The sequence below is a fragment of the Mycolicibacterium austroafricanum genome, assembly GCF_902705885.1.
GTDB lineage: Bacteria > Actinomycetota > Actinomycetes > Mycobacteriales > Mycobacteriaceae > Mycobacterium > Mycobacterium vanbaalenii_A.
Window position 1 is genome coordinate 120,284 of sequence record NZ_CACSIP010000067.1, and the last position, 12,353, is coordinate 132,636.

Annotated in this window: 11 protein-coding genes and 1 pseudogene; 5 read left to right on the plus strand and 7 right to left on the minus strand. The window is 64.7% G+C overall.

The genetic code is table 11. The features are described 5' to 3' along the window. Nucleotides 1-27 precede the first annotated feature (27 nt). Entirely contained in the window at nucleotides 28-2,454 is a 2,427-nt protein-coding gene (locus BEMPMBAN_RS30435) for a CaiB/BaiF CoA-transferase family protein (protein WP_159235182.1), read from the plus strand. On the opposite strand, the gene BEMPMBAN_RS30440 is transcribed toward BEMPMBAN_RS30435, so the two are convergent. After that, nucleotides 2,438-3,037, minus strand: a complete 600-nt coding sequence (locus tag BEMPMBAN_RS30440) for a TetR/AcrR family transcriptional regulator (protein WP_159235183.1) — start codon at nucleotides 3,035-3,037, stop codon at nucleotides 2,438-2,440. The two genes, BEMPMBAN_RS30435 and BEMPMBAN_RS30440, sit on opposite strands and share 17 nt — an antisense overlap. Nucleotides 3,038-3,145: 108 nt before the next feature. Then, nucleotides 3,146-3,232 (minus strand): annotated as a pseudogene (locus tag BEMPMBAN_RS32850) (SDR family mycofactocin-dependent oxidoreductase); the annotation flags it as partial. A gap of 338 nt (nucleotides 3,233-3,570) precedes the next feature. Between BEMPMBAN_RS32850 and BEMPMBAN_RS30445 the strand changes: the two are divergent. Continuing rightward, on the plus strand, nucleotides 3,571-3,921 hold the full coding sequence (locus BEMPMBAN_RS30445; protein ID WP_159235184.1) for a DUF4286 family protein: 351 nt from the start codon (nucleotides 3,571-3,573) through the stop codon (nucleotides 3,919-3,921). 258 nt (nucleotides 3,922-4,179) lie between these two features. On the opposite strand, the gene BEMPMBAN_RS30450 is transcribed toward BEMPMBAN_RS30445, so the two are convergent. Continuing rightward, on the minus strand, nucleotides 4,180-4,479 hold the full coding sequence (locus BEMPMBAN_RS30450) for a hypothetical protein (RefSeq protein ID WP_159235185.1): 300 nt from the start codon (nucleotides 4,477-4,479) through the stop codon (nucleotides 4,180-4,182). A 30-nt stretch (nucleotides 4,480-4,509) separates the two neighbouring features. Next, nucleotides 4,510-6,003: a class I adenylate-forming enzyme family protein gene (locus BEMPMBAN_RS30455; RefSeq protein WP_159235186.1), complete on the minus strand. Its 1,494-nt coding sequence runs from the start codon at nucleotides 6,001-6,003 to the stop codon at nucleotides 4,510-4,512. Between the two features lie 158 nt (nucleotides 6,004-6,161). Here BEMPMBAN_RS30455 and BEMPMBAN_RS30460 point away from each other — a divergent pair, with 158 nt between their 5' ends. Continuing rightward, nucleotides 6,162-6,728, plus strand: a complete 567-nt coding sequence (locus BEMPMBAN_RS30460) for a hypothetical protein (RefSeq protein WP_159235187.1) — start codon at nucleotides 6,162-6,164, stop codon at nucleotides 6,726-6,728. On the opposite strand, the gene BEMPMBAN_RS30465 is transcribed toward BEMPMBAN_RS30460, so the two are convergent. Genes BEMPMBAN_RS30465 through BEMPMBAN_RS30475 form a run of 3 tightly spaced genes read right to left on the minus strand, consistent with a single transcriptional unit; the run spans nucleotide 6,725 to nucleotide 9,764 of the window. After that, complete coding sequence (locus tag BEMPMBAN_RS30465) at nucleotides 6,725-7,954, minus strand: cytochrome P450 (protein ID WP_234897779.1); 1,230 nt, start codon at nucleotides 7,952-7,954, stop codon at nucleotides 6,725-6,727. The genes BEMPMBAN_RS30460 and BEMPMBAN_RS30465 overlap by 4 nt on opposite strands. Continuing rightward, complete coding sequence (locus tag BEMPMBAN_RS30470) at nucleotides 7,951-9,183, minus strand: CaiB/BaiF CoA transferase family protein (RefSeq protein WP_159235268.1); 1,233 nt, start codon at nucleotides 9,181-9,183, stop codon at nucleotides 7,951-7,953. Before BEMPMBAN_RS30470 ends, BEMPMBAN_RS30465 begins: the two co-directional genes overlap by 4 nt. Nucleotides 9,184-9,233: 50 nt before the next feature. Further along, a complete protein-coding gene (locus tag BEMPMBAN_RS30475; protein ID WP_159235269.1) occupies nucleotides 9,234-9,764 on the minus strand; it encodes a nuclear transport factor 2 family protein in 531 nt (176 codons plus the stop codon). A 105-nt stretch (nucleotides 9,765-9,869) separates the two neighbouring features. Here BEMPMBAN_RS30475 and BEMPMBAN_RS30480 point away from each other — a divergent pair, with 105 nt between their 5' ends. Both BEMPMBAN_RS30480 and BEMPMBAN_RS30485 read left to right on the plus strand, forming a co-directional pair. Beyond that, nucleotides 9,870-11,477, plus strand: coding sequence for a class I adenylate-forming enzyme family protein (locus BEMPMBAN_RS30480; RefSeq protein ID WP_159235188.1), 1,608 nt, complete (start codon nucleotides 9,870-9,872; stop codon nucleotides 11,475-11,477). Between the two features lie 87 nt (nucleotides 11,478-11,564). Beyond that, entirely contained in the window at nucleotides 11,565-12,353 is a 789-nt protein-coding gene (locus tag BEMPMBAN_RS30485) for an SDR family NAD(P)-dependent oxidoreductase (RefSeq protein WP_159235189.1), read from the plus strand.

Genomic DNA, 12,353 nt, shown 5'->3' on the forward strand with positions numbered 1-12,353 from the left:
TAGTTCTCGGAATTGAAAGGATCTGTTTTGGCTGCACTAGCCGATCGCCGTGGCGGCGGGGCGCTCGACGGGATCACGGTTCTCGACCTGTCCGACGGCATCGCGGGCGCGGTCACCACAATGCTCCTGGTAGACCAGGGTGCGGAGGTAACCGTCATCGAACCTCCGGCCGGCAACTCCATCCGGTCGATGTCCGGCGGCGTGGTGTGGGCGCGATCGAAGCGCAGCGCAGTTTTTGATCTGGGGATGCCCGAGGATGCCGCAGCGGTACGTGCACTCGCCGCCGAAGCCGATGTGGTCGTCGCCAGCTTCGCACCGGGCGAGGCTGAGCGGCTCGAACTCGACGGCGCGACTCTGTGCGCCGACAACCCCGCCCTCGTCTACTGTGCGATCACGGCCTACGGCAGCGGGAACAGGCACTGCGACCGGTATGACGATCCCGCCCTGGTGGCGGCCCGCACAGGCTTGATGTGGGAGGCGCGGGGCTGGCTGGGCGGCGCGATCGCCAGGATGAGTGGCTCATCGCCAGTGAACCCGGACCTCGTGGCGCCCGAGGGTTGCATTGATGGAGCCGAACGTGCGGGGCCGTTGTTCCCGTACACGCCGATCCCGGCTCTGGCCGCGGCTTATCTGGCCACCACGGCGATCTCTGCGGCATTGTTCAGTCGCGCCGTGACGGGTTTCGGGCAACAGGTGCACACCTCGCAGCTGCAGGGGGTGCTGGCGGCGACCTGGGGCGCTTGGCAACGCGCCCGCCATCCCGATGCGGCTGGGTACGACTCCTGGATCTTCGACTCTCGCGGGATGCGGGGAATGTTCGAGTGCGCGGACGGACGTTGGGTCTGCTATTGGGTCCCGGCGCCGGCATTTGTGCTCGGTGCGTCGGCGCGCGATGAACTCGCGATCAGCGATGAAACGCGACCCGTTGGTGACGACCCGTCGCGAATCCTGCCCGACCCCGATGAGCTCGTCGTGCTGCACCACTACTTCCCGGAAATGGCCGCAGCGTTCCGTCGCTTCCCTGCGCGGGACTGGGTGCGTATCGCCGGCGAAGTCGGGGTCGCACTTCAGCCGGTCCGTAGTCCGGAGGAGGCGCTGGCCGATCCCGCGCTGCTCGACTGCGGTTCGGTGCAGAAGGTGCACGTCGACGGGATCGGTACGACAGTCCAAGTTGGCACCGCCTACCGGTTGAGCCGGTGCCCACCGCGGCCTCCCGCTTCGCCGCCTGCGCTGAATCGCGACGGCGATGCCGTGCGCGCCGCGGCAGCGTGCATTCGTCCGCCGGCGGCCACACCGCCAGTCGACCAGCCGATTCCGCGACCACCGCTCGACGGCATCCGGGTACTCGACCTGGGGTTGGCGGTGGCAGGGCCGTGGGGCGCACAGCTGCTGTCGGACCTGGGTGCGGATGTCATCAAAGTGAACCGCCTGTACGACCAGTTCTGGCACGGAACGCACATGGCGATGGCCTGCAACCGTGGAAAACGTAGCCTCGCCGTCGACCTCAAGCATCCCAGGGGATTAGAACTCTTGCATCGCCTGGTGGACTCCGCCGACGTCGTACACCACAACATGAGGCCTGATGCCGTTCGTCGACTCGGAGTTGACTATGACTCGCTGAAGGCGCGCAACTCCCGCTTGATCTATTGCCAGACAACGGGCTTCGACCCCAGCCGCGCGCACCTACCCGGCAACGACCAGACCGGTGCGGCCCTTGCCGGGGTCGCTTACGAAGATGGCGGATGCGCAAGCGGTGGAAGACCGATCTGGAATCTGACCTCTCTCGGGGACGTGGGCAACGGGTTCCTGTCGGCGATCGGCGTTGTCCAGGCGTTGTTCGACCGCGAACGCACCGGCGTCGGCCAGTTGGTGGAGACCTCGATCCTGGATGCCCAGTTGTTGAACGCCTCGTACGCATGGTTGGCTGATGATGGCACTGCGGCTCCTCGTTCACATCTGGATGCCATGCAGTACGGCACCGGCCCCTTCCGCAGGCTGTACGACACCGCCGAAGGCTGGTTGTGCATCGCGGCGTCCGACGAGGGCGCGCAGCGACGCTGCCTCGTCGAGTTGGGCGGCGCGCACTTGGCGAACTCCACCGACCTCGCCGCCACGATGGCGGCGGTGCTTCGCACCGAAACGGCGGCGTCGTGGTCGGTCCGGCTCGATGCCGCCGGGGTGCCTAATGAGGTGTGTTCGGATCGATTCGCGCTTGAACTGTTCGACGATCCGGACTTGCGCGCTAGCCGGTTCGTCACGGGTTATCCGCAGCCCGTGGTTGGTCATCTGGAACAACTCGGGGTGCTATTCGACTTCTCGGCAACACCGGCGCGCATCGCCGGCGCACCGCTCGTGGTCGGCGACGGCACTCGCACAGTGCTCTCCGAGCTCGGGTTGGGCGAGGCTGAGATAGCCGATCTGGAAGCGGCGCAGGTGGTCATGTCCACCCCTTGAACAGGTTCTCAGCGATGAGCTCTCGGACGACCGCGGGATCGCTGGTGTCGAGATTCGCCGCCGGTGTCGTCACCAGCGAGAAGAGGAAGCGTGCGAACATTTCGGCAACGACGGGAGTCGGTACGTCTGCGCGCAGCTCTCCCGACGCCTTGGCCTCTTCGATCCGGGGCGACAGCATATCGATACAACCGATGAGCAGGGCCCGCGAGTGGACTGTCATCAGGAGCACGGTGTGTTCGATTTCGACGGCGTACCCGATGTTCTCGAACTCCCTTTCGCTGCAAACATAGTCGGTCGCACGGAAACACTGTTCGGCGAAGGTTTCGGCGTCGTCCATATACGAACCGAGCTCGGCGTAGAAGCGCGCCGATACGTGCTCCGCCGTGGCGCGGATCACGTCGTCTCGGTCACGGAAGTACTGGTAGAACGTCACCCGCGACACCTCCGCGTCGCGACATACGTCAGCGATCTTGAGGCTCGTCGGCCCTGTGACCACCAGGCACTGCCAGCAGGCGTCGAGGATCGACTCGCGGGTGGCAATACGGGCGGCGGTCAGCTGTGTGGGTCGGTCATCATCAGGCACCGAATCACATTGGAACACCGGAGAGATTGCGTCAACCTTCCGTGGCAGATTCCGCGAGGTTCTGTCGGCGCATGAAATCCGGAGCCCGGCGGCGCGCGCCCCTCAGTGCTCGGGCAGTCGCACGGCGTGCGCACGGCCCTGCCCGCGCCCAGCCGCGGTGATGAACGCGACCTTGCCTGCTACCCGACCGCTCACCGCGGCGCCCCCGCCTACCTCAGCCCGTTGGCGTCCTGTTCGACCCGCGGCAGCCGATCCCGGAACGCCGACGGACCTCGAGAGCACAGGAGCAACTCGGAGTGCTCATCGACTTCTCCATGGCACTTGCCCGCATCGCGGGTGCCCCACACGTGATGGAGGGAGTGCAGCTACGAGGCGCTCGGCGAATTGGGTGACAGCGCAGATGAACCCGCAACCTCACCGATGACGGTGCGATCGTCAAGCATCCAGTCTCCGGAGCCCGGACGCTTGACGAATCAGGTCATGAACCTTACACTTTATTCAATTGTGTTAAGTATCGCGAGGGTGGAGAGGGCATGCAGGAGCGAGAGCTGTTCGTAGTGCTGACCAATGCGATCGACGGACGCGAAGTCGAGTTCAACCGGTGGTACGACGAGGTGCACGTCCCCGCCGTGTTGAATATTGCCGGAGTTCTTTCCGCACAACGGTATTCACTGCGGAAGTTGGGACGCCCCGAGCTGGCGCCCAATCCAGGTTCGCACCGGTACCTGACCATCTACGAGGTCGATCGCGACGGCAACCTGGTGTGCGCGGACCTCATCGCCCAATCGCTGTCGGGAGCGATGGACCTGTCCGAATCATTCGACCTCACGACGGCGTCGATGGATTCCTGGCAGCCGATCGGCAGCGAGCACCGGCGAACCTGAGCGCCAATCCCTCAGCGGTGCAACCTATCCCCGGTGAACACGCTTGGCATGTCACGGCTACGTCGCCAACTACCCACGAATCGGCGCCGACTCGTAATCGACAAGGATTTCAGCGCTCGACGACCAGCCACAGAGGCGCCAAGGCCTGGCCGCCGCATCCCGTTTCCCCGATGTTTGTGCGCGAACGAGGCGACAACAACCCCGGCGACGCGGTCCCAGACGATCACGCCGGAGCGACCGCCGCCCGGGCGCCGTTCGCTAGTCGCTTGCGGGCAACGGCTTGGCTTCTTTGAGGGTCAATGGCGTGGCGCCGACGGACAGTGTGCCCGCCCCGGCCTTGGTGACCAGGACTTCAGAGCCCGCATCGTCGACGTACCTCTTGCCCATCACTACCCCGCCACTCAGCGCCGGATCCAGGGCCAGCGCGGGGTCGGTGTCTGCGTCCAGCGCTACCATGGCGGCACCACCGCATCGCAGATCCGCCAGGCTGTCAGCGGCCTTCACGACAATCACCTGGGTGTCGCATACCTGACTCTGGAGACGTGAACCTGATTTCATGAAGATCCGTCCTTTCCCGTTCGGTGACTACTAGGCGCGTGCCAGTCGCAGCTGATCGACGATCACCCGCCGCAGGATCTTTCCGGTAGGCGTCGTGGGTAAATTGCCGACGAACACCACCCGGTCGGGAGTCCGTGAACCACGCAGTCGTGCCCTGACATACTGCCGGAGTTCCTCACCGTCAGGCGAGGCGCCTCCCTCGGGGACCACCACGGCGACGATGAGTTGACCCCATTCAGCGTCCTCGAGGCCAACCACAGCGACCTCGTGTACTGCGTCGTGCTCCACGAGCACGTCCTCGATCTCGGCAGGGGCGATGTTCTCGCCTCCGCGGATGATGGTGTCGTCACTCCGGCCGCCGATGTACAGATACCCGTCCGCGTCCACGCTGGCGGTGTCGCGGGTGGCGAACCAGCCGTCGGCGTCGAGTACCGAGCCGATGCCGGTGTACCGGCCCGAAACCTGTTCTCCCCGAACGAACAGCTCACCAACCTCGTCGGGCCCGAGCACCTTGCCGTCATCGCCGCGGATCTCTATCTCGACGCCGGGCACGGGCCGGCCGACGGAGCCCAGCCGGCGGGCGATGTCCGGGTCCGAGGCCTCGAAGGCCGCCACGTGGTCCTCCGGCGTCAGCACCGAGATCGTCGAGCTCGTCTCGGTCAGCCCGTAGGCGTTGACGAATCCGACGCCCGGCAACATGTCCATAGACTTCCGAACCAGTGGCAACGGAACTTTGGATCCGCCGTAGGCGAGGTTCTTCAGCGTGGGCAGCGCAATCGGTTCGCGTTCCAGCTCGGAGACGATGCGATCGAGCATCGTCGGAACCACGGTTGCGGTGGTGATGCCCTCCTCGGCCACCAGCCGGATCCATTCGCGAGCGTCGAAATGCCGCAGATACACCGTCTTGCGACCCGCGTAGAGGTTCGACAGCGCCGCTCCCACACCCGCGATGTGATACGGCGGCACGCATACCAAAGCGGCATCGTCCGGTGCGGCCGCTCCGAAATCCACGGTGCCCATCACATAGCTGGTCAAGTTGTTGTGCGTGAGTTCCACAGCTTTCGGCTGCGCGCTGGTCCCGGAGGTGAAGAGCACGACCCCAACCCCGTCGGGGTCAGCGAACTCGTTGAAAGGAGCCGAAGCACCTGCGGCTGCGAGGAACTCGGTGGACTCGACGACCCGCCAGCCGGAGCCTGCTACGACGTCGGCGTACTCCGCGTCGGCGACGATGACCGGTTGCGGTAGCCGATCGATCAACTCGTGCAGACCACTTCTGCTCAAACGGTAGTTCAACGGACAGAACGGCAGCGCCGCGCGAGCGGCGCTGAACAGCAGCAACGGCAGCATTGCGCCACCGGTGCCCACATAGACGACGGTCTGCGCACCCGCTGCCGACACCACGCCTGCCCCACCGTCGGCGAGCACACTCAGTTCTCCCGCGGTGAACCGCACTTCGTCGGACACCACGGCCGGACGGTCCGGCTCGGCTGACGCGGCCATTTCCAGCAGTAGAGCTATGCTCATCGCAGACCCGCTTCGCACTGTGCCGCAACTGCCAACAGCCGGCGATTATGGACATTCTCAGAAAAGAAAGCGATCATTGACACTATGTTCTCATATCGCACGCGTCCATCGAAACCCCTGGTCCAGGGATGCCCGGCACGGGCCACCACTTTCGCGCCGTGAGTCCGGCGACTACACCTGCAGGAGAGTTGCAGGCATTTCCCGCCATCCCTGCGCCCAGAACGCGAGCGACCCGCTACACCATGTTGGTGCTCGCCGTTGACGAAGCCGATGCTGTCGGGGCGGCGGGCGGGCTGTTGTTCGACCGGGCGAACATAGGGTGGGTGATCGACGTTCGAACAGCGTTGCGCGCCGGTGAAACTCCCTTCCGAATCCTCGGCGTTCCCGTCGGCGCCCTCGCCGAACCACTGCAGGCGCCCGAGCAGTGGCCCGACACCCTCGTCGTATCGGGAGAACTTCACGCCCGCGATACGGCGGTGCGCAAGCTCTTCTCCGAGGCCGCCGGGCGCCCCGATACCGAAGTCGCCATGTGGGGCGGGGCGTGGCCACGTGACACAGAGCGAGGCGACGTGTGCGTCGAGCATCGTCTCAGCTGTGCCGCAATCGCGTTCAAGTCTCATGCGATGGTCGCCGCAGGCCTGCCGTCCCACGTCGGCGTCACAGAGCAATTTCGAAGCGGCCGGGGCCGCTTAGGCATCGCGGCAGCGGTGAACGCGGCCGACTAGCCCACCCTGCGGACCGGCACGTTCGACCAGCCTGCCACGTTCGACATCGCCACCCGCTTCAGGCCACTTCGGTCGACCTCGTACTCGGGCAGAATGTCCAACAGGGCATTCAAGGCGATGCGGCTCTCCATCCGCGCCAGCGCGGCGCCGAGACAACTGTGCACGCCGTACCCGAACGCCAGATTGAAGCCCATCTTGCGCTCTCGGTCGATGTCCAGCCGATCCGGATCGGGAAACATCCGCTCGTCGCGGGTCGCGGACGCGGTCAGCAGCAGCACAACGCTTCCTGCGGGGATCGTGGTGCCGTGTAGCGTGACGTCGCGTGTTGTGGTGCGGACTTGGTATTGGGAGGGCGCCTCGTAGCGCAGCAGTTCCTCGATGGCAGCCGGGATCCTGCTGCGATCCTGCCGCAGGCTCTGCCACTGATCCGGGAAATCGGCGAATGCCACAATCGCATTGCCGATCAACTTCGTCACCGTTTCGGCACCCGCTCCACCGAGAAGCGTCGCAAAGCCGGCGATGTCGACGTCGGTCAGCTTTTCGACCTGGCCGTCACGTTCGATCTCCGTCTCGATGAGCCGGCTGATCATGTCGTCCTCCGGCTTTTCGCGACGTTGCTGGATCAGCTTGTAGTAGTAGACGCCGGTGTTCATCGAGGCCTCGAAACCTTCACGTGGAACCGCGATTTCACCAGGACGGCGTTCGAGCAACAGATCCAGCCAGAGGCGGATCTGGTGGCGGTCCTCCTTCGGCACACCCAGCATCGTGGTGATCACCTCATTCGGAAAGAGCGCCGAGAAATCGGCGACCACGTCGAATGAGGTCGGATCGAGCGCCTCGATGCGCTCGTAGACCTTCTCGCGCACCATGTCCTCGAGGGACGCGATCGCCCGCGGGGTGAAGACGCTGCTGACCAACTTGCGCATCTGCTGATGCTCAGGTGGGTCCATCGAGATGATCACCTTTGGTGGCGGGATGGCGTCGTCGTGGGCCTTGACGATGTCGAGGGTGGCACCGTTGGCCGAGGAGTACGTCTCGTGATCCTTGGTGGCGGGAGCGACGTCTTCGTAGCGAGACAGTGCCCAGAAGTCCCACTTCGCGTTGTAGTAGACCGGTTGCTCATCGCGCAACCGTCGAAAGGTCGCGTACGCGCCGGCGAAGAACTCCTCCGAAAACGGGTCGAACTCGAGCGGCGATCCCGTGATCACGGGCTGGTCGACGCTCACAAGATAGCTCCCGATTCCTTGTACTGCTCAATCGCGTCCCAGCTGATGCCGGCGTCCATCAGCACCTCCTCGGTGTGTTGTCCGTGTTCGGGCGCTCCCGGCGGGACAACTGGCTGCTCGTCGAATTGAACCGGGTTCGTCGGCAGGGCATACGGGGCGCCGTTCGTCGTGGTGGTGTGGGCGATGTAGCCGTTGGCAGTGACGGCGGCGTCGTCGCAGAGTTCGCCCGGCGTCTGGACGATCGACCAGGCACCCGACAACCCCGCCAAGGCGTCGCGCCATTCGGCTACCGTTCGCTGGGCGAACACGTCGTCGAGGATCGCGATCAGCTCGACTCGGTTCTGGTACCGCGCTGCAGGCTCGGCGAACCGCGGATCGTCGATGAGCTCGGCGAGACCGAGCGTGCGCATCGCTTCCGGGTAGAACTTGTCCAACTGCAACATCATCAACTGCACGTAGCGGCCGTCTTTTGTGCGATACGTCCCGACCAACGGATTGGGCGCGTCAGCGTGCCCGTACTTGGGAATCGCGCCGCCGCCGTGGATCTGGCTGACCGCGACGTCCGGGCTCAGATTCCAGGCCGCCAGGCCCAGCAGCGATACGTCGACCACTGAACCCTCCCCTGTCGTGGCCTTCTTGTAGAGGGCTGCGGCAATGCCCCCTGCGATCGTCATCCCGCCGAGAAGATCACCGAAGGCCGGCCTGGAGCGCACCAGCTCGTCCCGTTCCTCGGTGAGCACTGAGGCGATCCCACCCCGCGCCCAGTAGGACACGCCGTCGTAGCCCGCCTTGTCGGCGTCGGGGCCTTTCGGTCCGTGGCCCGACCCGCGGACATAAACGACGCTCGGGTTCACCGCGCGGATGTCATCGACATCGATGCCCATCTTCTTGCGTCGGTGGGGTAGATAACTGGTCAAGAACACGTCGCAGCTCTTCGCGAGCTCGCGGACGACCTCCTGCCCGCCCGGGGTACTGAGGTCGACGCCGATCGATTTCTTGCCCCGATTCGGGATTTCGATCATGTAGTTGACCGCATCGCCGCCCTGGTCCACGATGCCCATCGTGACCAGGCCGCGCTGCGGATCTCCGCCGTCGCGCGGTTCGACCTTGATGACCTCGGCCCCCCACTCGGCGAGCACGGCCCCTGCCGACGGCACGAACGTCCAGGCGGCAACTTCGAGCACTCGTACTCCGTTGAGTACCTTGTCTGTGGAAATGATGTCCTCCAATAGATCGATGGTCATCACGACTTGCGCCGCGGTGTTCTGATCGGCACCGGTCACGGTCGCGCGGATAGCCGCCCGGGCAATGCTGGATCCCCTTCCTCCCAGAAGCGCCGCCACGACTCCATCCGCTGCGGCATCGCCGCGCGAAGATCGACATCGGTGGGCCAGCGGATGAAATCAGGGCCTGGCCGTTCGGTCACATCAACCGAATACCACGGGTGTTCGCGGCGCCGCACGAAATACCACCTGCCGTCGCGACGCTGGTAGACGTCCTCGTAACGCATCGCGATGACATACCAACCCGTACCGTCCTCGTGCTCTGCCCGGCAGTAGACGGACCCGGTGGCGTGGTCGGCATCGACCAACTCGAACTGATGCCCGCAGACCAGGTGAATGCTGCGGTAGAAGCGCCGGAGCACTCCGTCGTACCACTGCTTCAACGCGTTCCTGCCCCGACCCTCCGACCCCGCCTCGACATCCTCGACGAACAGCCCGACCAACGCATCGAGATCGCGAGCATCCAGCGCCATCGCGTACCGACTCGGCAGTTGGCTCAGCTCCAGCTGAGATTCGATGCGCTCCAGCCGCCGCGTCAGAGCCGCACTCGCCGCAGAGTCCACGCGAACAGTGTAAAGGTCGTTCGCACCTAACGAGAACAGCAGTTCTCGTATTCGGTACAGTGAGTGCTCATGCCGTTCCCGTCCATCACACCGACCGTTCCCGCCCTGTTGCGGTCGAGCGCAGCGCGCTTCGGCGACAAGACGTTCCTGATCGCTGCGGGCGACGAACTCAGCTATGCCGACCTCGACCAGCGCTCGACTCAGCTGGCGACCGCTCTGCTGTCGATGGGTGTGGGCAAGGGCGACCACGTCGGGATCCTGATGCCGAACAGCATCGACTGGGCGGTGGCCTGGTTCGCCGCTACCCGTATCGGTGCTGTCGCGGTTCCGCTGAACACCTTCTACAAGGCATCGGAGCTCGCGTGGACGACCCGCCATGCCGACCTCCGGGTCATTCTCGCGTGGTCGGAGTTCCGGAATCAAGACTTCGTCGGACTGCTCGAGGAGGCCCTGCCCGGCCTGGCCGAGCAGCGCGATCCGGGACGACTCACCGTCAGGTCGGCGCCCTACCTACGGACCGTCGCGGTGTGGGGCGAATGCGACCGCCCGTGGCGCACCGCGGTCGTCGATGAACCATCGCCTATCGACGCGGAGTTCCTCGTCGCCGTCGAATCGTGCGTGACACCGGCCGACGACGCGGTCATCATCTACACCTCGGGCAGCACCGGCAACCCGAAGGCCCCGGTACACAGCCAGGGTGCGCTGGTCCGCCACACCTACAACCTCACTGCGCAATACGGCGTCACAGAGGACACCGTGATGTTCACGGCCATGCCGTTCTTCTGGGTGGGTGGGCTCATCACCGGATTACACGCGGTGATCCATCACGGGGCCACTTTGGTCACGCAGCCGTCGTTCGATCCTGCCGAAGCACTCAAGTTGATCGAGAAGTATCGCGCCACGATCACTCTCGGTTGGCCCCAGCAGGGCAAGACGCTGGCCGAGCATCCCGAGTTCGGCAGCCGGGATCTGACCTCGGTTCAACGAACCAGTATGCCTGCGATGGTTCCTGCAGATCGACGACCCAAGGGCCCCAACGCCCTGGGCATGACCGAGCTGTGCGGTAACCACATCGGGGTCGATCCGTACATCGCACAGCCTGCCGAACGCTCAGAGACCGGTGGCTACTCGATCGAGGGTCTCGAGCACGTCATTGTCGATCCCGACACCGGGCAGCCGGTGCCCGTGGGCACCGAGGGCGAGATCTGGGTGCGCGGTTACTCCTTGATGCAGCGGCTGTACAAGCGCGAGCGTGAGGACGTCTTCACCCCCGACGGCTATTACCGCACCGGCGACTGCGGTGTGCAGTACGACGACGGATGGATCAGGTTCACCGGCCGGCTCGGAGACCTGATCAAGACCGGCGGAGGCACCAACGTCACTCCGTCCGAAGTCGAACTCGCACTGAGCAATTGCGACGGTGTTCTCGAGGCCTACGTGGTCGGTGTCGAGGACGGCGACAACGGCACCGTGGTCGGCGCCGCGGTGGTCCCTCGCGGCGAGGCTGCACTCGACGGCGACGAACTGCGCAAGCAGGTCCGAGGACGGCTGTCTGCGTACAAGGTGCCCAAATTCATCTGGATCACGGCCAAGCAGGATCTGCCGTTCACCGCGTCGGGCAAAGTCAAGAAATCCGATCTCGCCGACCAGCTCAGCAGGCTGCTCGTGCGCCGCTAATCCTAATTCTTGATTACCGCATATCGGTGTTCTCGATGAGTTAGATTGGCGAAGCAAATCGCAGGCATACCGCCAGAGGGGCTTTCCGTGGCGTTGGAGCAGTTTCGGCTCGACGATCAGGTCGCGATCGTGACGGGTGCGGGCCGCGGCGTGGGTGAGGGCATCGCCAAGGTGCTCGCCGAGGCCGGCGCGACGGTCGTGGGTACCGCCCGAACGTCGTCCGAAGTGGATCAGACGATCAAGGACATCGAGGGAGCGGGAGGCAAGGGCCTGGCGATCACCGCCGACGCGCTCGTCCGAGAGGACAGCGAGCGGGTGGTCCGCACCGCGGTCGACGAGTTCGGCCGCATCGACATCCTCATCAACAACGTCGGGTTTGCCACCTACGGACCCTTTCTGGACCTGACCGACGACAACCTGCGAAACACGTTCGACTACTGTGTCACCTCGGCGTTCATCATGAGCCAGCTCGCCGTTCCGCAGATGTTGAAGGTGGGCCGAGGCTCGATCGTCAACATCTCCTCTGGCGCCGGCCGGTTCGGCATCCGCGGTCTGCTGCCCTACTCTGTGGCCAAAGGCGGACTCGAAGCACTGACCCGGGCATTGGCCCAGGAACTCGCACCCAAGATTCGGGTCAACGCCATCGCACTCGGTGCGTTCAGAACCACCGGGCTGCAGTCCAGCTTCGACCTCATGCCTGGGTCCGAGGAACAGTTGAAGGCGCGCACGCCGCTGCACCGTATCGGCGATGTCGCTGACCTCGGTCGCCTCGCCCTCTATCTGTCGACACGCGATTGTTACGCAACCAGTTCGATTTTCGTCGTCGACGGGGGGCTGCAAGGCCCCAACTCCGAACTCCCGATTCCCGATCTGTGA